This is a genomic window from Nocardia sp. NPDC055165, assembly GCF_053606985.1.
On the sequence record NZ_JBSGSS010000015.1, the window covers coordinates 98,404 to 119,058 of the forward strand.

Below are 20,655 nucleotides of genomic sequence, written 5' to 3' on the forward strand. Positions count from 1 at the left end.
GAAAGGGCACTGCGATGACCGAAGCCTCGCTGCTCGGCCAGTCTGTCCATCGACGGATCCGGCAGATGGTCCTCTCCGGCGAGCTGACCTCGGGCCAGCCGCTCAGCGTGCCCGCGCTGGCGACCGAGCTCGGGGTCAGTCGCAGCCCCGTCCGTGAAGCGGTGCAGCAGCTGATCTACGAGGGTCTCGCGGTCAGCGCACCGCATGCGGGGGCGAAGGTCGCCGCCGTCGACGACGATCGCATCCGCGATGTCCTGGCGGTCCGCGCCGCCCTCGACGGTCTCGCCGCCGCCGCGGCCGCCACCCGCCTCACCGAGGCCGACCTCGACAAGCTCACCGGCATCATCACCGCCCAGCAAGCGCATCTGGACGACCCCGCCGATCCCGCTCGCGACGCCCAGCTCGACCTGGAGTTCCACACGTTCATCCGCGACGCCTGCGGCAACGCGTGCGTCGTCGACGAACTGGCCCGCCTGGAAGCCCAGGCCCACCTCTACCGCGGCGACCTGTGGTGCTCGGCCCGCAACCGCCGCGTCGCCCTGCGCGAACACCGCCGCATCGTCGAAGCCCTCGAATCCGGCCACCCCGAGTCCGCCCGCGCGGCCGCCGAGGCGCACGTGCAGGGTCTGCTCACCCGCCTCGCCAGGCAATAGCAGCTCCGTCCGAGTCGGCTCCCGGCAGTAACGGTCAGCGGTGATCGCGGTACGCGGGGGCCTTCGCGGTCCCCGCCGGGGTCAAGGTGTGCAGCAGCGGCATGGTCCGATGCGCGACCACCGTCGACAACACGATCACACTGTGCGACCGCACCACCGACCCGGTCCGATCGATGCTCAACAACACCGCCTGCAAACCGGCATGGGAATCGGCCCCGATCCGGCACAGCACGTCACCGGAACCGGTCGTCGCGTACGCCTCGAGCACTCCCGGAATCGCCGCCAGCTTCGCGCTCACGGTATCCAGCGCGCCCTGCGCGATCTCCAGGGTCACGAACGCCTGCACATCGAAACCCGCTGCGGTGACATCGATCTGCGGATCGTAGGACGCGATCACCCCGGATTCCTCCATCCGGTTGATCCGCGCCTGCACCGTCGCCCGCGCGACCTTCGTCCGCCGCGACAGTTCGAGAATTCCGGCCTTCTGGAACTCGTGCATCGCGGTGAGGATCGCCAGGTCGAGCTCATCCAATTTCGCGGGGGTGCGCATGCGAAGACCTCCATGTCCGGTTGCTATTCAAATTGTCCATCATTTGTGGGCATCCGGTGGCTTCTCGAGCCAGCCTGCTCAGACAAAGATGGTGTAGTTGCCCACCTGCGGCCCGGCGCGATTTCCTAGGTCATGACCATTGAGCAGCAGCTCGTCGGGCTGATCGAGCACGACGACAGTGTCGATCCGTTTCCGGTGATCGGATGGGACGCCCTCGTCTGGGTCGTCGGCAACGCGACCCAGAGCGCCCACTTCCTGCAGTCCGCGTTCGGCATGCGGCTGGAGGCGTACTCGGGCCCCGAGACCGGTAATCGCGACCACAAGTCGTTCGTGCTGCGCAGTGGGGGAGCGCGATTCGTGATCACCGGCGCGGTCGACCCCGACAGCCCGCTCGTCGCCCACCACGACCGCCACGGCGACGGTGTCGTCGACATCGCGCTCGAGGTCCCCGACGTGGACCGCTGCATCGCCTGGGCTCGCGATCACGGCGCGGCCGTCCTCACCGAACCGCACGACGAGACCGACGAATTCGGCACCGTGCGCGCGGCCGCACTGGCCACCTACGGCGACACCAGGCACACCCTGATCGACCGCTCCGGCTACGCGGGTCCCTATCTCCCCGGTTATATCGCTCGCACCTCCACCCGCGAGCCGGGTAAGCGCGTGTTCCAGGCCATCGACCACGTGGTCGGCAATGTCGAACTCGGCATGATGGACCGCTGGGTCGACTTCTACCGCGACGTCATGGGATTCACGAACATGGCCGAATTCGTCGGCGACGACATCGCCACCGAGTACTCCGCGCTGATGAGCAAGGTCGTAGCCAACGGCAACCACCGCGTGAAGTTCCCGCTCAACGAACCGGCCCACGGCCGCAAGCGCTCTCAGATCGACGAGTACCTCGAGTTCTACCGTGGCCCCGGCGTCCAGCACATCGCGCTCGCCACCGGCGACATCCTCGCCACCGTCGACGCCCTGCGCGCCGAAGGCGTCGAATTCCTCGCGACCCCCGACACCTATTACGAGGACCCCGAATTGCGCGCGCGCATCGGCGCCGTGCGCGTGCCGGTCGACGAACTGCAGAGCCGCGGCATCCTGGTCGACCGCGACGAGGACGGCTACCTGCTGCAGATCTTCACCCGCCCGCTCGTCGACCGTCCCACCGTCTTCTTCGAACTCATCGAGCGACACGGTTCACTCGGTTTCGGAAAAGGCAACTTCAAGGCCCTTTTTCAGGCCATCGAACGCGAACAGGAGGCTCGCGGAAACTTGTAGCGGTAGTGCTGGGCGGCGGGCCGGAGGTGTGCCGGGACCGCCGCCCAGATGTCACATCAGGGCATGCCTTCACCGGCGTACAGCCTGAACTGCCGGTTGGGCCCACCTTCGACTTGACCGTCGACCGCCACACAATGGTAGTGCGGCCATCCGAAGATCGCATTGCCCGCGTCGTTGCACGCATAGAGGGTCGGATAGGTGCCGACGTAGGAGTCGGCAGCCGAAGCCATTTGTGCGGTTCCGCATAGTGCCGCGCTGGCAATGCCGACAGCTAGCGTCAGTTTGAGTGGGGTTCGCATGGTGGGTGGTACTCCAATGTTGTTGTATGCCCGAGTATTTGGCCCTGCATAGGAGTTGGACGCGACGTTGCGGCCGCTGGTTCCGCTCGGCGTCTGCCAAGGTTTGTGAGATGGGTCACTATTCCGACGGAGGCCGCGGCGCGCCAGTGGGCGCCCAAAGGCGTAGTCGGTCGGCTTTCGGCCGGAAGTGCCGATTCGGTGGTGTTGGAATCTGCGATGCGGCCATGGCCGATCGGCGCGATTGTCGGATGCGGTGGAGAGTGCGAATCGCAGCCGATGCCGTCGGTCTGGGTAGGGTTCGGTTATGCGGTTCAAACCTGCGGTGGCGGTCGGGCTGGCTTGTGTGGCGGTATTGGCTGCGTGCGGATCGGGCGACGATGACGAGTCCGCTGGTTCGGCGCGCACTCCGCAGAAGGTGTCCGCACTCGGGCCGTTCGTCGGCGAGTGTGGACATGTGGCCGATGACGAGGTCCGCGCCATCGCTGGGCTGCCCGGTCTGTCGGCGGTGTTCCGCAATGCGGTCGGATGCAACTGGCAATCCGCTGGAACCGATTCGGCAGTGGTCACCTTCGCCTCGTACCGTGGCAGCCCGATCGAGCGCGAACGGGCGTGGGTGGAGTCGAAGGACCGCACGGTCGAGACGGTAACGGTGCAGGGGCGTACGGGCTTTCAGTCGTACGGCACCAATTTCGGCGGCACCACATGTGACTTCGCGGTCGGCCTCGGCGACGACTTCTTCGAATGGTCCACATTCGGGTACTCCGTGGTCGGCCGTGAGCCGTGCGGCTCGGCCCGGCAGCTCGCCGAACTGACACTGGGGCGGATGCAGTGATCACCACGCGCACAACACACCCGGCGAAGACCCGCTTCGGTGCGGCACTGCTCGCGGTCGCCTCGGTGGCACTGCTCGCGGGCTGTGGGCGGACCGTACCCGGCACGGCAGCTCCGCTCGGTTCCGGCGGTGGCACTGACGGTGGCAAAGTCAATGTCGCCTTCGACAAGCTGCTGCGCGAGTGTGAGGTACTCACCGAAGATCAGATGAGCAACGCGATAGGTGAGGGCACGATGTTCAATGCCTCGTTTGTCGGTGCGGTCTGTCTATGGGACGTCCTCGGTGCGCCCGGCGGCGGTGCGAAGCTGACCCTGAACTGGTATGAGAACGGATCGCTCAATGTCGAGCGGCAGACCTACCAGAAGCTCGGCTACACCTCGGCGATCACCACGATCCAGGGAGCGTCGGCTGTCGAGATTCGACGTCCGGGCGATCCCGACTCCTGTGGGGTGAGCGCGAAGGCCGCCGATGCGGGTGTGGTCGGTTGGTGGATCAACTACCGCGCCGGGTCCGGGCATCCCGACCCGTGCCCGGTGGCGGCGAAGCTGGTCGAGCTCACCTTGAATCGAGCCCGATAGAACCCTTGACCAGGCACCCCACTTTGACCCCCCGGTGCCCACGCGGGTATCGTGGATCCCTGTGCCCGGATTACTGCGGGCAAGTTCGTGTGTGAACGTAGGCCAGCGAAAGCGGCCGATACGTTCCAGCGTGCCTTGAAAAGGGCACTGAGCGCCTCAGCGACACGCCCGACCACGGGTTAAGGGAAACGTGGTCTGACGTGCGGGTGAAAGCTCGATGAACTGCAAGACACTGCACACCAAGCGCAATTACCAATAAGGAAAGCCGGTCTATGCCAACCATCAACCAGCTGGTCCGCAAGGGTCGCCGCGACAAGGTCACCAAGACCAAGACTGCGGCCCTGAAGGGGAGCCCGCAGCGTCGTGGCGTGTGCACTCGCGTGTACACCACCACCCCCAAGAAGCCGAACTCCGCGCTCCGTAAGGTCGCGCGTGTTCGCCTGACCAGCGCGATCGAGGTCACGGCGTACATCCCCGGTGAAGGCCACAACCTGCAGGAGCACTCCATGGTGCTCGTTCGCGGCGGTCGTGTGAAGGACCTCCCGGGTGTCCGTTACAAGATCATCCGTGGATCGCTCGACACCCAGGGCGTGAAGAACCGCAAGCAGGCGCGCAGCCGCTACGGCGCCAAGAAGGAGAAGAGCTGATATGCCACGCAAGGGCCCCGCACCCAAGCGTCCGCTGATCAACGACCCGGTCTACGGGTCCCCGCTGGTCACTCAGCTGGTCAACAAGATCCTGATGGACGGCAAGAAGTCCACCGCCGAGCGCATCGTCTACGGTGCCCTCGAGCAGGCGCGTGAGAAGACCGGCACCGATCCGGTCGTCACCCTCAAGCGCGCGCTGGACAACGTCAAGCCCGCCCTCGAGGTGAAGCCCCGCCGTGTCGGTGGCGCCACCTACCAGGTGCCGGTCGAGGTCCGTCCGGGCCGCGCCAACACCCTGGCGCTGCGCTGGCTGGTCAGCTACTCCCGCGCCCGTCGCGAGAAGACCATGGTCGAGCGTCTCGCCAACGAGCTCCTCGATGCCAGCAACGGCCTCGGTGCCGCCGTGAAGCGTCGCGAGGACACCCACAAGATGGCCGAGTCGAACCGGGCCTTCGCGCACTACCGCTGGTGATAGCCCGGCCCGTCACTTAAAAGGGAGAATTTCGTGGCACAGGACGTGCTCACCGACCTGAACAAGGTCCGCAACATCGGCATCATGGCCCACATCGATGCGGGCAAGACCACCACGACCGAACGCATCCTGTTCTACACCGGTATCACGTACAAGATCGGTGAAGTTCACGATGGCGCGGCCACGATGGACTGGATGGAGCAGGAGCAGGAGCGTGGTATCACCATCACCTCCGCGGCTACCACCTGCTTCTGGAAAGACAACCAGATCAACATCATCGACACCCCCGGGCACGTCGACTTCACCGTCGAGGTGGAGCGTTCGCTCCGTGTGCTCGACGGCGCGGTCGCGGTGTTCGACGGCAAAGAGGGTGTCGAGCCCCAGTCCGAGCAGGTGTGGCGTCAGGCCGACAAGTACGACGTGCCGCGTATCTGCTTCGTGAACAAGATGGACAAGCTCGGTGCGGATTTCTACTTCACCGTGCAGACCATCAAGGACCGTCTCGGCGCTCGTCCGCTCGTGATCCAGCTGCCGATCGGCGCTGAGAACGACTTCGAGGGCATCGTCGACCTGGTCGAGAACAACGCCAAGGTCTGGAAGGGCGAGACCAAGCTCGGCGAAGAGTACGAAGTCGTCGAGATCCCGGCCGACCTCAAGGAGAAGGCCGAGCAGTACCGTCAGGAACTGCTCGAGACCGTCGCCGAGTCCGACGAGGCACTGCTCGAGAAGTTCTTCGGTGGCGAGGATCTCACCATCGAGGAGATCAAGGGCGCCATCCGCAAGATGACCGTCAACTCCGAGCTGTACCCGGTGCTGTGCGGTTCCGCGTTCAAGAACAAGGGCGTTCAGCCCATGCTCGACGCGGTCATCGATTACCTCCCTTCCCCGCTGGACGTCGAGGCCACCACCGGCCACGTGCCCAACAAGGAAGAAGAGCTGATCACCCGCAAGCCGAACGTCGACGAGCCGTTCGCGGCGCTGGCGTTCAAGATCGCGGTGCACCCGTTCTTCGGTGAACTCACCTACGTGCGTGTGTACTCGGGTCAGGTCGCCTCCGGCGCCCAGGTCGTGAACTCGACCAAGGGCAAGAAGGAGCGTCTGGGCAAGCTGTTCCAGATGCACTCCAACAAGGAGATGCCGGTCGCCACGGCGTCGGCAGGCCACATCTACGCGGTCATCGGCCTGAAGGACACCACCACCGGTGACACCCTGTCCGACGCGCAGAACCAGGTCGTCCTCGAGTCGATGACCTTCCCGGATCCGGTCATCGAGGTCTCGATCGAGCCCAAGACCAAGTCCGACCAGGAAAAGCTCGGCACCGCGATCCAGAAGCTGGCGCGCGAAGACCCGACGTTCTCGGTCAAGCTCGACCAGGAGACCGGCCAGACCGTCATCGGCGGCATGGGCGAGCTCCACCTCGACATCCTCGTCGACCGTATGCGTCGCGAGTTCAAGGTCGAGGCCAACGTCGGTAAGCCGCAGGTGGCCTACCGCGAGACCATCACCAAGAAGGTCGAAAAGCACGAGTTCACCCACAAGAAGCAGACGGGTGGCTCCGGCCAGTTCGCGAAGGTCATCATCGCCCTCGAGCCGTTCGTCGGCGAAGACGGCGCGACCTACGAGTTCGAGAACAAGGTCTCCGGTGGTCGCGTGCCCCGTGAGTACATCCCGTCGGTCGACGCGGGCGCCCAGGATGCCATGCAGTACGGCGTGCTCGCCGGCTACCCGCTGGTGAACCTGAAGGTCAGCCTGCTCGACGGCGCGTACCACGACGTCGACTCCTCGGAAATGGCGTTCAAGATCGCGGGTTCGCAGGCCCTCAAGGAAGCGGCCCGTAAGGCCGGTCCGGTGATCCTCGAGCCGCTCATGGCGGTCGAGGTCATCACGCCCGAGGAATACATGGGCGACGTGATCGGCGACCTCAACTCCCGCCGTGGCCAGATTCAGGCCATGGAGGAACGCAGTGGTGCCCGTGTCGTCAAGGCGCTGGTTCCGCTCTCGGAGATGTTCGGTTACATCGGTGACCTGCGGTCCAAGACCCAGGGTCGCGCGAACTACTCCATGGTGTTCGCCCAGTACGCGGAGGTTCCGGCCAACGTGTCCAAGGAGATCATCGCCAAGGCGACCGGCGAATAAAACCCTCTTGCGGTCCAGTGGCACACTGGACCGCAAGTGCTGGACGTCAAGAAAAAACCCGATCCCCACCCCCAGTGGGGATGACACACGCACTGCTGCAAATGCACGCACCAACAAGTCCAGGAGGACCCCAAAGTGGCGAAGGCGAAGTTCGAGCGGACGAAGCCGCACGTCAACATCGGCACCATCGGTCACGTCGACCACGGCAAGACCACGCTGACTGCAGCGATCACCAAGGTGCTGGCTGACAAGTTCCCGACCCTGAACGACGCGTTTGCGTTCGATCAGATCGACAAGGCGCCGGAGGAGAAGGCTCGTGGTATCACGATCAACATCTCCCACGTCGAGTACCAGACCGAGAAGCGCCACTACGCGCACGTCGACGCCCCGGGTCACGCGGACTACATCAAGAACATGATCACCGGTGCGGCGCAGATGGACGGCGCCATCCTGGTGGTCGCGGCCACCGATGGCCCGATGCCGCAGACTCGCGAGCACGTGCTGCTCGCCCGTCAGGTCGGCGTGCCTTACATCCTGGTCGCGCTGAACAAGTCGGACATGGTCGACGATGAGGAAATCCTCGAGCTCGTCGAGATGGAGGTCCGCGAACTGCTGGCCTCGCAGGAATTCGACGAGGACGCGCCGGTCGTGCGTGTCTCCGGTCTGAAGGCCCTCGAGGGCGACGAGAAGTGGGCCGAGGCCATCGTCGAGCTCATGCAGGCCGTCGACGACTCGATCCCGGACCCGGTCCGCGAGACCGAGCTCCCGTTCCTGATGCCCGTTGAGGACGTCTTCACGATCACCGGTCGTGGCACCGTCGTCACCGGTCGTGTCGAGCGCGGCATCGTCAACGTGAACGAGGAGGTGGAAATCGTCGGCATCAAGGAGAAGTCGACCAAGACCACCGTCACCGGCATCGAGATGTTCCGCAAGCTGCTCGACCAGGGCCAGGCGGGCGACAACGTCGGCCTGCTGGTTCGTGGCATCAAGCGCGAAGATGTCGAGCGTGGCCAGGTTGTCGTCAAGCCGGGCACCACGACTCCCCACACGGAGTTCGAGGGCCAGGCGTACATCCTGTCGAAGGACGAGGGCGGCCGCCACACCCCGTTCTTCAACAACTACCGCCCGCAGTTCTACTTCCGTACCACGGACGTGACCGGCGTCGTTACCCTCCCCGAGGGCACCGAGATGGTCATGCCCGGCGACAACACCGAGATGCTGGTCAAGCTGATCCAGCCGGTCGCCATGGACGAAGGCCTGCGCTTCGCGATCCGCGAGGGTGGCCGCACCGTCGGTGCCGGTCGCGTCACGAAGATCATCAAGTGAGTCTCTGACTTGCTGACACCGCAACGGCGTCGCTCCTTCGGGAGCGGCGCCGTTCGGCGTTTTCAGGGGCGATCGTGCGACTCGGACGGATCCACTACGCCGGTCGGACGCGGACGGTTACTCGGCCGCGGTCGTCTCGGTGGGCTATGGCGTGGCCGGGGTGGTCGATGCCGTCGATGCGCAGGGTGACGGAGGCTCCCTCGCCCAGGAAGTTGCGCCACCAGGACTTCTTGTCCGGCATCGCTACACCGATGAGGTATTCGTCGCCGGAGCGGCGGTAGTTGACGGGGGTGCTGAACGTGCGGCCCGAGCGGCGGCCGGTGTAGGTGATCTGGGCGAAGGCTTTGCCGAGTAGCTTGCCGATGACGGGGGCATTGGTCAGGGCGACCACGCCGGTGTTGAACGCGCCGACACCGCGGCGCAACAGCGATTCTTGTCCCATCGGATTCTCCTGTAGTCGACGAACCGTCAGCCTACCGACGGTGGATGACTTCTGACGTCATCGTGGTTGTCGGTCGTGCTCGGTAGCGTTGGGGCACTATCGCATTCGAGAGGATCGGAGACCTCGTGGGCAAGGCCGCGCTCGAACGGGAATTGGATGTCAGCGAAGGGGTGCTCGAACACGGGATGCCCTATCTCGCGTTCGGATCGGGGCGTCCACTGGTGTTCTTGCGGTGGTTCATGCCCGACCACGCCAATCCGCGTGGCTGGCTGCGGTCGAGTGAGATCAAGACGATGGCGCCGTTGGCCAGGAACTTCCGGGTGTACGCGGTCAATCGCGCGCCGGGGATGGCGGCCGGTACCTCGATGGGCGATATCGCGCGGGAGCACGCGGAAGCGTTGCACAACGAATTCGGCGGTCCCGTAGACGTTCTCGGCATTTCCTCGGGTGGCTCCGTAGCGCTGCAACTCGCCGCCGACCATCCGTCAGCAGTACGCCGACTGGTGATCGCTTCGTCCTCCTACCGTCTCGACCAGTCCGCGCGCGTGTCGCAGATGAAATACGCGGAGGCCGCCGCCGCGGGCAAACGCTCGCTGCACCACATGGCGACCCAGGGCATCGAATCGCGGCTGAAGGCCCGGCTCATCGGTGCCGCGGCCTGGCTTGCGGACCCGCTGTTCCGCCCGAAGAACCCAGCCGACACCCTCGCCTTCGTGCATGCCGAAGATGCCTTCGATCTCACCGACCGTCTCGCCGACATCACGAACCCCACTCTGGTTGTCGCAGGCGACCGCGACGAGTTCTACGACCAATCCTCCTTCCGCTACACCGCAGACGGTATTCCTGATTCCCGCTTGATCATCTACCCCGCGACAGATCATCTCGGTGCGATCAAACACGCCCGGTTCGCTTCGGACGTCACCGAGTTCCTCTCGGCAACAGGCTGATTCAGCGAATCTTGGCTCCGTAAACGTGCTCGACGGACAGGGCCATGAGTACGCGGCGATCCGAGACCATGACCTCGCGGTACTCGTTCCAGTCGGGGTGTTCGCCTGCGGCTGCGCGGTAGTAGTCGACCAAGGCCTCGACTTCCGGGCCGTTCGGGTCCGTACCGGGGCCGGTCAAGGTGGCGGTGCCCTCGGCGGTGGCCCAGGACCAGCCGTCGGCGCTGGTGACCTCGAGGGCAGCGCGCGGGTCGCGACGGAGGTTGATCGTCTTGGCACGGCCTTCGGTCATGGAGACGTAGATGATGCCCGCGGCGCGGTCGTAGTACGGGGTGACGGGGGAGAGTTGGGGGCGGCCGTCGGATTTGATGGTGGCCAGGATGCCGATGCGGGAGTCGGCGATGAGGGCGTGCAGGTCGAGCGCGGTTTCGGGCATCGATCGGCTCCTAAGGGTGGCGGGGCTGTTCGTTGTGTCGAACCGTCGTGGTCGCGCGTTTATGCCCGGGCGGCGGAAATCCCGTCGACAGCGCGCGATCGGGCGCGTAGAACTTGTCGCATGGTTACAGCACGTCCGCAGTCGCGGTTCTAGCTCGCATCGGGTCCTTCGGCGCCGGTGCGGCGCCGCGTGATCCGACGCCCGTGCCGTTCCCGGAACGCCCCACTGGCGAGCGTCGATTCATCGACAAGAACCAGCCTGGGGGATTCCCATGACCAGAATCGATCTCGCCCGAATTCGCAATATCGGCATCGCCGCCCACATCGACGCGGGCAAGACCACGACCACCGAACGGGTGCTGTTCTACACCGGTGTCACCCGGACCCTCGGCGAGGTGCACGACGGCACCGCGGTGATGGACCGGATGATCCAGGAGCGCGAACACGGCATCACCATCGCGGCGGCGGCGACCACCTGCTGGTGGGACGAGCACCAGATCACCATCCTCGACACCCCCGGCCACGTCGACTTCACCGTCGAGGTGGAGCGTTCGCTGCGGGTGCTCGACGGTGCGATCGCCGTGTTCGACGCCAAGGAGGGCGTGGAGCCGCAGTCGGAGCAGGTGTGGCGGCAGGCCGACAAGTACGGCGTCCCGCGGCTCTGTTTCGTGAACAAGATGGACAAGCTCGGTGCCGATTTCGCGTTCACCGTGCGGACCATCGCGGAGCGACTCCGGGTGCGCCCGTTGGTGATTCAGCTGCCGATCGGTGCGGAACGCGAGTTCGACGGAATCATCGACCTGGTCGAGATGACCGCCAAGGTGTGGCGTGGCGACACCGACCGCGGTGCTCGTTTCGAGACGATCGAGATTCCGGAAGATCTGCGTACCAAAGCCTTCCAGCATCGTGATGCGCTGGAGGCGGCCGTCGCGGAGGCCGACGAGGAAGTACTGGAGCGCTACCTCGCTGGCAAGCCGATCACCGTCGATGTTCTCAAGGCGGCTATCCGGCGGATGACGATCGACGCACGGGCCTACCCGGTGCTGTGTGGCTCGGCGCTGGCCAACATCGGCGTGCAGCCACTGCTGGATGCCGTCGTCGACTACCTGCCGTCGCCGCTGGATGTCGTTGCTGTGCACGGGTTCTCGCCGGAGGGCGAGCACATCCACCGCGCGCCCGATATCGCCGAGCCGTTCGCGGCGCTGGCGTTCAAGGTCGCGCTGCACCCGTTCTTCGGCAAGCTCGTCTACCTGCGGGTGTACTCCGGTACAGCCGAACCCGGTGTGACCGTACTGAATTCGACCAAAGGGCGAAAGGAGCGTCTCGGCAAACTGTTCCAGATGCATTCGAGCACCGAGATCGCCGTCGAGCGGGTGCAGGCCGGGCAGATCTGTGCCGTGATCGGCCTGAAGGCGACGGGAACTGGCGACACCCTGTGCGATCGGGCAGCCCCCGTCGTCCTGGAGTCGATGACCTTCCCCGACCCCGTACTCGCCGTCTCGATCGAACCGAGGACCCGCGCCGACCAGGACAAGCTGGGCACCGCCTTGGCTCGCCTGGCCGACGAGGACCCGACGTTCACCGTGCGCATCGACGCCGAAACCGGCCAGACGGTCATCGGCGGCATGGGCGAACTGCATCTGGAGATCCTGGTCGACCGGATGAAACGGGAGTTCCGGGTCGACGCCGACATCGGCGCCCCACGCGTGGCCTACCGCGAAACCATCACCGCGGCAGTCGATCTGTTCGAATACACCCACCGCAAGCAACAGGGTGGGCACGGGCAGTTCGCCAAGGTGGTGATCGCGCTGGAACCCCACGTGGCCGAGGACGACGCGATCTACGAATTCGAGAGCCGGGTCACCGGCGGGCGCGTACCGCGGGAGTACATCCCCGCGGTGGACGTGGGCGCGCAAGACGCGCTGCGCGTCGGCACGCTCGCCGGCTTTCCGCTGGTGAACGTGAAGGTGACGCTGCTCGACGGCGCCGCCCACGTGCAGGATTCGTCGGAACTGGCGTTTCGTCTCGCGGGAGCGGCGGCGGTGCGCGCGGCGCTCGCGCGAGCGAAGCCGGTGCTGCTCGAACCGGTGATGGCCGTGGAGGTCGTGACACCGGAGGAGTACGTCGGCGAGGTGATCGGTGACCTCAACGCCCGTCGGGGCCGGGTCACCGAGCTCACGGAACGGAGCGGCGCGCACATCATCCGCGCGCTGACCCCGCTCCAGGAGATGTTCGGCTACATCGGGGACCTACGCTCGAAAACCCGTGGCCGAGCGAACTACTCGATGGCGTTCGACTCCTACGCCCCGGTCCCGCCGGGTGCTGCGGTGTCGATCATCGCGGGCAGTTGATCGACACCGGTGGCGCCGCGATACCCGCGGCGCCACCGGTTCGTCGACAAGCCCTAGGTGGGGGTCGTGTCCGGTGTCTCGGAGTCGACCATCGCCGGCACCCGACGCGTCCTGGTGGATCCGGCGGTCAGCAGGCGCAGCGCGTCCGCCGAACTCGCATCGCGCGCGGTGTAGACCTCGAGCCGGTGGTCAGGACTGTCGGGCTGCAACCACACCTGATAGTCGACGTCGACACGGCCGACCGTCGGATGACGCAGATCCATCGGCCCGACGGTGCAATCGGCGACCTCCGCGCCGGCCCACAGTGTCGCGAAAGTCGTACTGCGCATGGTGAGCTCGCCGATCAGTTCGGCCAGACGCGCGTCGGTGGGGTAGCGCCCCGCGGTCAGCCGGAGGTAGCCCACGTGAATGCGGGCGAGCTCGTCCCAGTTCCGGTACAGATCCCTGGCGAGTGGATCGAGGAAGAACAGTCGCGGAATCGACGGACGTCGTGCGGGGTCGTCGGGCGCGGTGAAGTCGAGGTGCTCGCCGACGAGCGCGTGCCCGGCGTGATTCCAGGCGAGCACATCGCCACGGCGTCCGAGCACGACCGCGGGCATGGTGTCGCCGAGCGAGGTGAGCAGCGTGAGAACCCGCGGATGTGGTTGTTCCGGTTCGGCCCGGACCAGGTGCGGCACGGCCGGTTGACCTGCGAGGTTGTGCAGGTGGGCCGTTTCGGCGGGATCGAGCTGGAGCACCCGGGCGATGGCGTCGATCACCTGCGCGGAAACGGTTCCGGCCTGATCTTGTTCGAGGCGCGTGTAGTAACCGGCGCTGACTCCGGCAAGCTGAGCGAGTTCTTCGCGGCGAAGCCCGGGGACGCGGCGGGTGACGCCGAAGGTACGTAGGCCGATCCGCTCAGGGGTAGTTCGGTCGCGGCGGGACTTGAGGAACGTTCCGAGGCTTTCCAACTCCATCGTTCCGATCGTAGGCACCGCCGGCCTGTCCTGCCTATCCCGGCCGGGTGTACCCACGTCAGGGGTCTGGTTGCCACTCGCACGCGATCGCAGGGTGGGGACATGAATCGAATCGATATCGAGCTGCGATCCTGGCTGGGCCTGCTGGTGGTGCTCGGCCCCGTCCTGCTCGTCGCCATGGACGGCTCGGTGCTGTTCCTGGCCATGCCCGCCATCACCGAGGCGCTCTCACCCTCGGCCGACGAATCCCTCTGGATCCTGGACAGCTACGGCTTCGCGGTCGGCGCCCTGCTGATCGCGTTCGGCACCATCGGTGACCGATACGGCCGCAAACGCCTGCTGATGATCGGCGCGGCGATGTTCGGCCTCGGCTCGGTCGGGTCGGCCTTCGCCACGAGCCCCGAACTGCTGATCGTTTTCCGTGTCCTGATGGGGCTGGCAGGCGCGACGCTGTTGCCGTCGGCGCTCGCCGTGCTCGGCACACTGTTCACCGACCCGCGCCGACGCGCGCAGGCCATCGGCATCTTCGCCGCCACCTTCGCGGCGGGTTTCGCGATCGGCCCGATCGTCGCCGGGCAGCTGCTGACCCGGTTCTGGTGGGGATCGGTGCTGCTGATCAATGTGCCCGTGGTGCTGGTGTTCCTGGTGCTGGCGCCGATCCTGCTCGGTGAGGTGCGCGCGACCGGCCTCAGCCGCATCGACGTGGCGAGCGTGCTCACCTCGGCATCCGGACTTCTGGCTGCCATGTACGCGGTGAAACACGGCGCTGCGCAGGGCATATCCATTTCCTCGGTGACTGTGGGCCTGATCGGTGTGGCGCTGCTCGGGTGGTTCGGTCGCAGGCAGGGGCGCATCGACAACCCGCTCATAGATTTCAGCCTGTTCCGCAACCGGGTCTTCACCATCGCGATCGTGACCGGGTTCCTGCCCCTGGCGGCTTGGTCGGCGACCGCGTATCTGGCGGCGATGTACCTGCAATCCGTGCTCGGCAGGTCCATCGCCGACGCCGCGCTGCTCGCGGTCCCCGGCGCGCTCGTGCTCACTGCGGCCGCCGTCGTCACCCCGGCCGTCGTGGCACGCATCGGCCGGTCGGCAGCGTTGATCACCGCCCACTTCACGATCGCGATCGGACTGTCGTTGCTGTTGCCGACCAGCACCGGCAGCGGGGTCGGCTGGTATATCGCCGCGACGGCGGTTGCGGGCATCGGCTACGGCATCTCGTTCAGCGTGGTCGCCGAGATCGCCGTCGCCGCGGTGCCGGCCGAACGGGCGGGCGCGGCGGCCGCGCTGGCCGAGACCGGCAACGAACTCGGCAACGCGCTCGGTATCGCCCTGTTCGGCTCGCTGGCCGCCGTCTTGTTCCGCGTCCACGGTCCGGACCTTGCCCCGACCCTCGGCGAGACTCTGCACCTGCCCGGCCTCGCCCCCGCCGTACTCGACGACGCCCGCAGCGCCTTCGTCAGTGGACTGCACGTCGTCGCCGCCACCGCGGCCGTCCTGCACGGGGTCCTCGGCTCGGTGGCCCTCCACGTTCTCCGTGGCAGGGCGCTCACCGCGGCGGATGCGCGCCGACCGGATCGGCATCTCGTCGACGACGCCCGGCGGACAGCCGAAGCTGACGGATCTACGCTGCCGTCAGCCGAGGTGGGTCATGCCCGCCGCGACCACCTGGGCGACGTTCAACAGGTCGTCGGCAGTCGGGACGGGTAGGTCGTCGAGGGCGTGGAGGCGGTCGGTGCTGGCGATCGCGAACATGGCGGACACCCAGGCAGCGGCGCAGGCGTGGAGGGTGCCGGGGCGGACGGGGACGGGGGTGCTGGCTTGCAGAACCCTGGTGGTGACATCGAGGAGCTGATCGCGCAGGGCGCGGAGTTTGCGGCGCACGTCGGGGTGGGTGTCGGCTTCGCGCCACATGATCACCCGCAGGACCGAGGAGTGATGGTCGCGCAGGTTGATCGCGGTGTCGAGATTGATAAGGCTGGCGGCTGGATCGCCGGGGGTCACCACGGCGGCGAGGTCGTCGATCGGGTGTTCGGGGACGCGTTCGCGCATGAGCGCGGACAGGATCGCGTTCTTGGTGGGGAAGTAGTAGAAGACCAGTCCTTTCGGCACATCGGCGGCCGCGGCGACGGCCGCGGTCGGCGTCGCGTCGAATCCCTGTGCGGCGAACAGGGTCTCGGCGGCATCCAGGATGAGTTGCCGGGCGTCGCCATCGCGTTTCGCGTTGCGGCGCCCGACTCGTCGGCCCGGCATCAGTGATGTGGAGCCATGTTGTGCAGGCGCTGGTTCATGGCAGGCAGCGCGGCGACCGCCACCACCGCCGTCACCACTCCGACCACCCATGCGGTCCAGGACGCGCCGCGGAACGCGGTGAAGTCCATGGCCCACGGCGAGATGAACAGCAGCACGCCGAACACGCCCATCGCGTAGTCCGCGACCGTCAGATCGTCCCTGGCCATCTGGATCAGACCGGTCGCGGCGATGAGTACGCCGAGCACGATCAGGGTCCAGCGGGCGTTGTCGTTGGTGTCGAGCCACAGGGGCGACAGTGCGGTGAATGCGCCGAGCACAACGGCCAGAAAGTCCTGTGCACGACTGTTGGTGAACATGGGAAATGCCTCCTCGTTGAGACGAAAAATACCTCTGACCTCGGTCTACTCCTGATTGACCGCCCGGTCGACATCGGAAGCGGCACGGTTGTGTTGCGACGTGGGTGTCACAGGTGACCCGGCGCACTGGTACAAACATCTGGGGGCCGTAGTGGTCCGCGACACAGCAGAAACATGGCACGAGCGGTCAGCGACCGAGCATGCCGAGAGGACACAATATGAGCGCGCCCATCGTGATCGTCGGAGCGGGTCTGGCAGGCCTGCGCACGGCCGAGGAACTGCGCCGGGCCGGATACGAGGGCGGTGTGCTGCTGCTCGGCGACGAGACGCGCGCGCCGTACGACCGCCCGCCGCTGTCTAAGCAGTTCGTGCGCGGCGAGACCGACGACACCACCCTTCGCCCGCCGGAGTTCTTCGCGGACAAGAACATCGAGCTGCGTCTCGGTACCGCCGTCACCGGTGTCGACACCGCCGCGCGCACCGTCACCCTGGCCGACGGCGCCACCATCGCCTACGACCAGCTGATCATCGCGACCGGTCTGCGCCCCCGCAGGCTCCCCGGTCTTCCCCAGGTCGGGGGCGTACATGTGCTGCGTGCCCATGAGGACGCCGAATCCCTGCGCGCCGAACTGGACGGTGCGAACCGGGCATTGATCATCGGCGCCGGTTTCATCGGCTGCGAACTCGCCGCCAGCTTCCGCGCCGCCGGAGTCGAGGTCAGCCTCGTCGAACCCCAGCCGACCCCGCTGGCCTCGGTCCTGGGCGAGCAGATCGGTGGCCTGGTGGCGCGCCTGCATCGCGACGAAGGCGTCGACCTGCGCTGCGGTGTCGGCGTCGACACCCTGCGCGCCGACGATTCCGGCCGGGTGTGTGGCGCGGTCCTCACCGACGGCACCGACATCGACACCGACCTGGTCGTGGTCGGCGTGGGCTCGGTCCCCGTCACCGACTGGCTGGCCGACTCCGGTATCGAGCTGGCCGACAGGTCCGCGGGCGGTGGCGTGCTCGCCGACGAGGTCGGCCGTACCTCCGCCGACGCCGTCTGGGCGGTCGGTGATGTCGCCGCCTGGCAGCACGACTCCGGCGTCCGCAAGCGGGTCGAACACTGGACGAGCGCCGGTGAGCAGGCAAAATTGCTGGTCACCGCCCTCCTCGGCGGTACTCCGCCCACTATGGCCCGCGTCCCGTACTTCTGGAGCGACCAGTACGACATCAAGATCCAGGCCCTCGGCACCCCCTCGGCCGGCGACGACGTCACCGTGGTCACCGACGACGGCCGCAAGTTCCTCGCCTACTACTCCCGCGACGGCATCCTCACGGCCGTGCTCGGTGCGGGCCTGACCAGCCAGGTGATGAAACTGCGCGCCAAACTGGCCACCCCCACCCCGGTGGCGGACCTCCTCGCCGCGGCAGGCTGAGCCCGCCCGGGCCGGTGCGTCCATGGTCGCGATCGGCCGGGCTCGCCGCTGTAATACGGTGTAGCGGTGATCGTCGCGCTCATCGATTCCGGCCTCGGCCTGTTGCCTACGGCTTCGTGGTTGCGCAAGCTGCGGCCCGACGTCGACTTGCTGCTGCTGCTCGACCCCGATGGTGCGCCCTGGGGGCCCAAGCCGGAGCAGTGGGTGGTCGAGCGGGTCGTCGGCACGGCACGGCAGGCGATCGAGGCGGGGGCCGAGGTGATCGTGCTGCCGTGCAATACCGCCAGCGTCACCGCGTTGGCGCATGTGCGGGCGGAGGTGGGGGATTCGGTGCCGGTGGTCGGCACGGTCCCCGCGATCAAACCTGCTGCCGCACAATGTAATTCGGTGGCCGTGTGGGCGACGGCGGCGACCACTGCCAGCCGCTACCAGGCCGATCTGATCGCCAGGTTCGGCGGTGACGCGAAGGTGGTCGGAGTCGCCTGCCACGGCCTGGCCGATGCGATCGACCGCGGTGACATCGTGGCGATCCGTGAGTCGATCGCCGACTCGGCCGCGCGCACCCCGGCCGACGTCGAGGGCGTTGTCCTCGGCTGCACCCACTACCCGCTGGTCATCGACGCCATCATCGCCGCACTGCCCGACGGAGTGCGCCTGTTCGACAGCGCCCAAGCCGTCGCCGCCCAGACCGTGCGCAAGATGGACGAACTCGGCCGCCCCACCACCGGCTCCGGCACCGTCACCGTCCGCACGAGCGGTCGGCCGGGCGAGTTGCCCTCCGGTGCGGCGACATTCGAGTCGGGCCGCCTCCTCGGCGCACTACCGGCCTGATCGGACGACGGGGAGCCTGCTCCGGCATGTCACCGCACCAGTGTTGAATGCGGAGGGAATCCGCCGACCCGGAGGTGCGTGTGTCCGAGCTTCCCACCGCTGCACAGGTGCGTAAGGCCCTCGCCGACCTGGCGAACCCCACTGACGCGCATCACCTGCAACGCTTCTTCAAGACCGGCCCCGGCGAATACGGCGAGGGCGACATCTTTCTCGGCATCCGAGTCCCCGTCACCAGAAGAGTGGCGAAACAGTTCCCCGCACTGCCGCTTTCGCAGATCGACGAACTCCTCGACAGCCCCCTCCACGAGGAACGCCTGGCTGCCCTGTTCATCCTCAACGCCCGCTTCGCGGCGGCATCGAAACCGCGTGCCCTCGACGACACGGCCCGTCAGGAGATGGTCGATCTCTACCTGGCGGCCGTCCGGCGCGGCCGGGTCAACAACTGGGATCTGGTCGACGCCTCCGCCGAGAACATCATCGGCCCCTGGCTACTCGACAAAGACCGCACGCTGCTGTTCGAACTGGCCGAACAGGATTCGCTGTGGGAGCGCCGCGTCGCGCTGTTGTCGACGTTCGCGTTCATCAAGGCGGGCGACCCGAGCACCACCTTGGAACTCGCCGAAATCCTTCGGACGGACCGCCGAGATCTGATCCAGAAGGCGCTGGGGTGGATGTTGCGCGAAATCGGCAAGCGCGTCGACCAGACCGCACTCACCGATTTCCTGAACCGGAACGCACCCGAGCTGGGCCGCACCGCGTTGAGCTACGCGACCGAACACCTCGACCCCGAGCAACGCGCCGCCTACCGCGCCATGCGTTAGAACTGGATCCGCAGGCGATCGGTCACCGGCCGCGCCTGGCAGCCGAGGATGTACCCGTTCTCGATGTCCTCGGGATCGAGGATCTCCGAATTGGCCATCTCCACTTTGCCTTCCAGCACGGTGCAGGCACACGACCCGCACTCGCCCTCCTGGCAGGAGTAGGGCACGTCGAGGCCCTTGTCGAGCATGATGTCGACCAGCGTCTGCTTGCGGGGCCACGACATCTCGTGCACCTGGCCGTCGAGTTCCACCTCGACCGTCGCCGCGTCGGCCGCTTCGGCCTCGGACACCTCGGCGGGCGCGTGGTCGGCGAACGGATCTCCGGCGAGGGAGTTGAACACCTCGGCGTGGGTGCGGTTGCGCGGGACCTCGAGCGAGGCCAGCGCGTCGTGCACCAGGTCCATGAACGGCTTGGGCCCGCACATGAACGCCTCGTAGGCGGTGTAGGGCCGGACCAGGGTGGCCAGCATGTCGGCGGTCGGCAGACCGAGCAGCGGTTCGAGCCAGTGGATGACGGTGAGTCGCTGGGGATGCTTACCGACGAGATCGCGGAGTTCGTCCGCGAAGATCACCGAGGTCGCGTCGCGATTGGCGTAAACCAGCACGACCTTGCCCGAACCCTGCGACAGCGCCGACTTCAGGATCGACATCACCGGCGTGATTCCGCTGCCCGCGCCGAACAGCAGCATGTCCTCGTCGAGATCCTTGGGCGTGAACACACCTGACGGCGGCAGCACCTCGACCTCGTCGCCCGCGGCGATGTTGTCGCACAGCCAGTTCGAGCCGTATCCGTCCACGGTGCGCTTGACGGTCACCTTCGGCAGGTCATCGGTGAACGGCGAACTGGCCAGCGAATAGCAGCGGGCGACCGATCCGGTCTGCTCGCTCGGGATGCGCAGCGTCAGGAACTGGCCGGGGGAGTAGGCGAAGCGCTCGCGGAGTTCGGCGGGTACCTCGAAGACCACGGAGTGGGTGTCGGCCGTTTCGGCGATCACCGCGGCTACTCGCAGCACCACCGAGCGCGAGCCGTGCGGAACCTCGACTGTGGTCATGTCGTCCTCTCGGGCAAAACTAGAACGT

General features: G+C 66.6%; 22 protein-coding genes. 14 read left to right on the forward strand and 8 right to left on the reverse strand.

What is annotated here, in order from left to right:
- The first annotated feature begins 14 nt into the window (after positions 1 to 14).
- Positions 15 to 653 carry a GntR family transcriptional regulator gene (locus ACWFRF_RS27150; protein ID WP_452452883.1) on the forward strand — a complete coding sequence of 213 codons (639 nt, stop codon included), beginning with the start codon at positions 15 to 17 and terminating at the stop codon, positions 651 to 653.
- Between the two features lie 34 nt (positions 654 to 687).
- Here the strand turns inward: ACWFRF_RS27150 and ACWFRF_RS27155 are convergent, their stop codons facing one another.
- Positions 688 to 1,203 (reverse strand): Lrp/AsnC family transcriptional regulator, encoded by a 516-nt coding sequence (locus tag ACWFRF_RS27155; protein WP_452452885.1) that lies wholly within the window; start codon positions 1,201 to 1,203, stop codon positions 688 to 690.
- A 132-nt stretch (positions 1,204 to 1,335) separates the two neighbouring features.
- Here ACWFRF_RS27155 and hppD point away from each other — a divergent pair, with 132 nt between their 5' ends.
- Positions 1,336 to 2,478 carry a 4-hydroxyphenylpyruvate dioxygenase gene (hppD, locus tag ACWFRF_RS27160; protein ID WP_452452887.1) on the forward strand — a complete coding sequence of 381 codons (1,143 nt, stop codon included), beginning with the start codon at positions 1,336 to 1,338 and terminating at the stop codon, positions 2,476 to 2,478.
- Positions 2,479 to 2,534: 56 nt separating this feature from the next.
- Here hppD and ACWFRF_RS27165 read toward each other — a convergent pair whose 3' ends face one another.
- Complete coding sequence (locus ACWFRF_RS27165; RefSeq protein WP_452452889.1) at positions 2,535 to 2,708, reverse strand: hypothetical protein; 174 nt, start codon at positions 2,706 to 2,708, stop codon at positions 2,535 to 2,537.
- Positions 2,709 to 3,081: 373 nt separating this feature from the next.
- Between ACWFRF_RS27165 and ACWFRF_RS27170 the strand changes: the two genes are divergently transcribed.
- The 6 genes from ACWFRF_RS27170 to tuf all read left to right on the forward strand — a co-directional run bounded on the left by ACWFRF_RS27170 (position 3,082) and on the right by tuf (position 8,768).
- Entirely contained in the window at positions 3,082 to 3,609 is a 528-nt protein-coding gene (locus ACWFRF_RS27170) for a DUF3558 domain-containing protein (protein ID WP_452452890.1), read from the forward strand.
- Positions 3,606 to 4,187 (forward strand): DUF3558 domain-containing protein, encoded by a 582-nt coding sequence (locus tag ACWFRF_RS27175; protein WP_452452892.1) that lies wholly within the window; start codon positions 3,606 to 3,608, stop codon positions 4,185 to 4,187. Before ACWFRF_RS27170 ends, ACWFRF_RS27175 begins: the two co-directional genes overlap by 4 nt.
- Positions 4,188 to 4,459: 272 nt before the next feature.
- Positions 4,460 to 4,834: a 30S ribosomal protein S12 gene (gene rpsL / locus ACWFRF_RS27180; RefSeq protein WP_056814220.1), complete on the forward strand. Its 375-nt coding sequence runs from the start codon at positions 4,460 to 4,462 to the stop codon at positions 4,832 to 4,834.
- Between the two features lies 1 nt (position 4,835).
- A complete protein-coding gene (gene rpsG / locus ACWFRF_RS27185; RefSeq protein WP_056814216.1) occupies positions 4,836 to 5,306 on the forward strand; it encodes a 30S ribosomal protein S7 in 471 nt (156 codons plus the stop codon).
- A 33-nt stretch (positions 5,307 to 5,339) separates the two neighbouring features.
- Positions 5,340 to 7,442, forward strand: a complete 2,103-nt coding sequence (gene fusA, locus ACWFRF_RS27190; RefSeq protein WP_056814212.1) for an elongation factor G — start codon at positions 5,340 to 5,342, stop codon at positions 7,440 to 7,442.
- Between the two features lie 135 nt (positions 7,443 to 7,577).
- Positions 7,578 to 8,768 carry an elongation factor Tu gene (gene tuf, locus ACWFRF_RS27195; protein WP_056814209.1) on the forward strand — a complete coding sequence of 397 codons (1,191 nt, stop codon included), beginning with the start codon at positions 7,578 to 7,580 and terminating at the stop codon, positions 8,766 to 8,768.
- 94 nt (positions 8,769 to 8,862) lie between these two features.
- Here tuf and ACWFRF_RS27200 read toward each other — a convergent pair whose 3' ends face one another.
- Positions 8,863 to 9,210 carry a nitroreductase/quinone reductase family protein gene (locus tag ACWFRF_RS27200; protein ID WP_452452894.1) on the reverse strand — a complete coding sequence of 116 codons (348 nt, stop codon included), beginning with the start codon at positions 9,208 to 9,210 and terminating at the stop codon, positions 8,863 to 8,865.
- A gap of 125 nt (positions 9,211 to 9,335) precedes the next feature.
- On the opposite strand from ACWFRF_RS27200, the gene ACWFRF_RS27205 reads away from it, so the two are divergent.
- A complete protein-coding gene (locus ACWFRF_RS27205) occupies positions 9,336 to 10,157 on the forward strand; it encodes an alpha/beta fold hydrolase (protein ID WP_452452896.1) in 822 nt (273 codons plus the stop codon).
- A 1-nt stretch (position 10,158) separates the two neighbouring features.
- Here ACWFRF_RS27205 and ACWFRF_RS27210 read toward each other — a convergent pair whose 3' ends face one another.
- Positions 10,159 to 10,590, reverse strand: a complete 432-nt coding sequence (locus ACWFRF_RS27210) for a PPOX class F420-dependent oxidoreductase (RefSeq protein ID WP_378990900.1) — start codon at positions 10,588 to 10,590, stop codon at positions 10,159 to 10,161.
- Between the two features lie 271 nt (positions 10,591 to 10,861).
- Here ACWFRF_RS27210 and fusA (ACWFRF_RS27215) point away from each other — a divergent pair, with 271 nt between their 5' ends.
- Positions 10,862 to 12,940: an elongation factor G gene (fusA, locus tag ACWFRF_RS27215; protein ID WP_452452898.1), complete on the forward strand. Its 2,079-nt coding sequence runs from the start codon at positions 10,862 to 10,864 to the stop codon at positions 12,938 to 12,940.
- 53 nt (positions 12,941 to 12,993) lie between these two features.
- On the opposite strand, the gene ACWFRF_RS27220 is transcribed toward fusA (ACWFRF_RS27215), so the two are convergent.
- Complete coding sequence (locus ACWFRF_RS27220; protein ID WP_379315202.1) at positions 12,994 to 13,896, reverse strand: helix-turn-helix transcriptional regulator; 903 nt, start codon at positions 13,894 to 13,896, stop codon at positions 12,994 to 12,996.
- 102 nt (positions 13,897 to 13,998) lie between these two features.
- Between ACWFRF_RS27220 and ACWFRF_RS27225 the strand changes: the two genes are divergently transcribed.
- A complete protein-coding gene (locus tag ACWFRF_RS27225) occupies positions 13,999 to 15,606 on the forward strand; it encodes an MFS transporter (protein WP_452452901.1) in 1,608 nt (535 codons plus the stop codon).
- Here ACWFRF_RS27225 and ACWFRF_RS27230 read toward each other — a convergent pair.
- The gene (locus ACWFRF_RS27230) at positions 15,532 to 16,149 is read right to left on the reverse strand and encodes a TetR/AcrR family transcriptional regulator (protein WP_378990890.1); all 618 of its coding nucleotides are present in this window, start codon (positions 16,147 to 16,149) and stop codon (positions 15,532 to 15,534) included. The genes ACWFRF_RS27225 and ACWFRF_RS27230 overlap by 75 nt on opposite strands.
- On the reverse strand, positions 16,149 to 16,505 hold the full coding sequence (locus tag ACWFRF_RS27235) for an SPW repeat domain-containing protein (RefSeq protein ID WP_379317109.1): 357 nt from the start codon (positions 16,503 to 16,505) through the stop codon (positions 16,149 to 16,151). Before ACWFRF_RS27235 ends, ACWFRF_RS27230 begins: the two co-directional genes overlap by 1 nt.
- A 218-nt stretch (positions 16,506 to 16,723) precedes the next feature.
- Here ACWFRF_RS27235 and ACWFRF_RS27240 point away from each other — a divergent pair, with 218 nt between their 5' ends.
- The 3 genes from ACWFRF_RS27240 (at position 16,724) to ACWFRF_RS27250 (ending at position 19,575) form a co-directional block, all read left to right on the forward strand.
- Positions 16,724 to 17,923 carry an NAD(P)/FAD-dependent oxidoreductase gene (locus ACWFRF_RS27240; RefSeq protein WP_452452903.1) on the forward strand — a complete coding sequence of 400 codons (1,200 nt, stop codon included), beginning with the start codon at positions 16,724 to 16,726 and terminating at the stop codon, positions 17,921 to 17,923.
- 66 nt (positions 17,924 to 17,989) lie between these two features.
- Entirely contained in the window at positions 17,990 to 18,754 is a 765-nt protein-coding gene (locus ACWFRF_RS27245; protein ID WP_452452905.1) for a glutamate racemase, read from the forward strand.
- 47 nt (positions 18,755 to 18,801) lie between these two features.
- Positions 18,802 to 19,575: a DNA alkylation repair protein gene (locus ACWFRF_RS27250; protein WP_452452906.1), complete on the forward strand. Its 774-nt coding sequence runs from the start codon at positions 18,802 to 18,804 to the stop codon at positions 19,573 to 19,575.
- On the opposite strand, the gene ACWFRF_RS27255 is transcribed toward ACWFRF_RS27250, so the two are convergent.
- A complete protein-coding gene (locus ACWFRF_RS27255; protein WP_449969311.1) occupies positions 19,572 to 20,627 on the reverse strand; it encodes a 2Fe-2S iron-sulfur cluster-binding protein in 1,056 nt (351 codons plus the stop codon). The two genes, ACWFRF_RS27250 and ACWFRF_RS27255, sit on opposite strands and share 4 nt — an antisense overlap.
- Between the last annotated feature and the right edge of the window lie 28 nt (positions 20,628 to 20,655).

Excerpts from the sequence above, each read along its gene's own strand:
- ACWFRF_RS27165 (WP_452452889.1), bottom strand. The coding sequence starts at position 2,708 with ATGGCTTCGGCTGCCGACTCCTACGTCGGCACCTATCCGACCCTCTAT.
- hppD (WP_452452887.1), top strand. The coding sequence starts at position 1,336 with ATGACCATTGAGCAGCAGCTCGTCGGGCTGATCGAGCACGACGACAGT.
- rpsL (WP_056814220.1), top strand. The coding sequence starts at position 4,460 with ATGCCAACCATCAACCAGCTGGTCCGCAAGGGTCGCCGCGACAAGGTC.
- ACWFRF_RS27255 (WP_449969311.1), bottom strand. The coding sequence starts at position 20,627 with ATGACCACAGTCGAGGTTCCGCACGGCTCGCGCTCGGTGGTGCTGCGA.
- ACWFRF_RS27210 (WP_378990900.1), bottom strand. The coding sequence starts at position 10,590 with ATGCCCGAAACCGCGCTCGACCTGCACGCCCTCATCGCCGACTCCCGC.
- ACWFRF_RS27235 (WP_379317109.1), bottom strand. The coding sequence starts at position 16,505 with ATGTTCACCAACAGTCGTGCACAGGACTTTCTGGCCGTTGTGCTCGGC.
- ACWFRF_RS27225 (WP_452452901.1), top strand. The coding sequence starts at position 13,999 with ATGAATCGAATCGATATCGAGCTGCGATCCTGGCTGGGCCTGCTGGTG.
- fusA (WP_452452898.1), top strand. The coding sequence starts at position 10,862 with ATGACCAGAATCGATCTCGCCCGAATTCGCAATATCGGCATCGCCGCC.
- ACWFRF_RS27155 (WP_452452885.1), bottom strand. The coding sequence starts at position 1,203 with ATGCGCACCCCCGCGAAATTGGATGAGCTCGACCTGGCGATCCTCACC.
- rpsG (WP_056814216.1), top strand. The coding sequence starts at position 4,836 with ATGCCACGCAAGGGCCCCGCACCCAAGCGTCCGCTGATCAACGACCCG.
- ACWFRF_RS27240 (WP_452452903.1), top strand. The coding sequence starts at position 16,724 with ATGAGCGCGCCCATCGTGATCGTCGGAGCGGGTCTGGCAGGCCTGCGC.
- ACWFRF_RS27150 (WP_452452883.1), top strand. The coding sequence starts at position 15 with ATGACCGAAGCCTCGCTGCTCGGCCAGTCTGTCCATCGACGGATCCGG.
- ACWFRF_RS27250 (WP_452452906.1), top strand. The coding sequence starts at position 18,802 with ATGCGGAGGGAATCCGCCGACCCGGAGGTGCGTGTGTCCGAGCTTCCC.
- ACWFRF_RS27230 (WP_378990890.1), bottom strand. The coding sequence starts at position 16,149 with ATGCCGGGCCGACGAGTCGGGCGCCGCAACGCGAAACGCGATGGCGAC.
- ACWFRF_RS27170 (WP_452452890.1), top strand. The coding sequence starts at position 3,082 with ATGCGGTTCAAACCTGCGGTGGCGGTCGGGCTGGCTTGTGTGGCGGTA.
- ACWFRF_RS27200 (WP_452452894.1), bottom strand. The coding sequence starts at position 9,210 with ATGGGACAAGAATCGCTGTTGCGCCGCGGTGTCGGCGCGTTCAACACC.
- ACWFRF_RS27220 (WP_379315202.1), bottom strand. The coding sequence starts at position 13,896 with ATGGAGTTGGAAAGCCTCGGAACGTTCCTCAAGTCCCGCCGCGACCGA.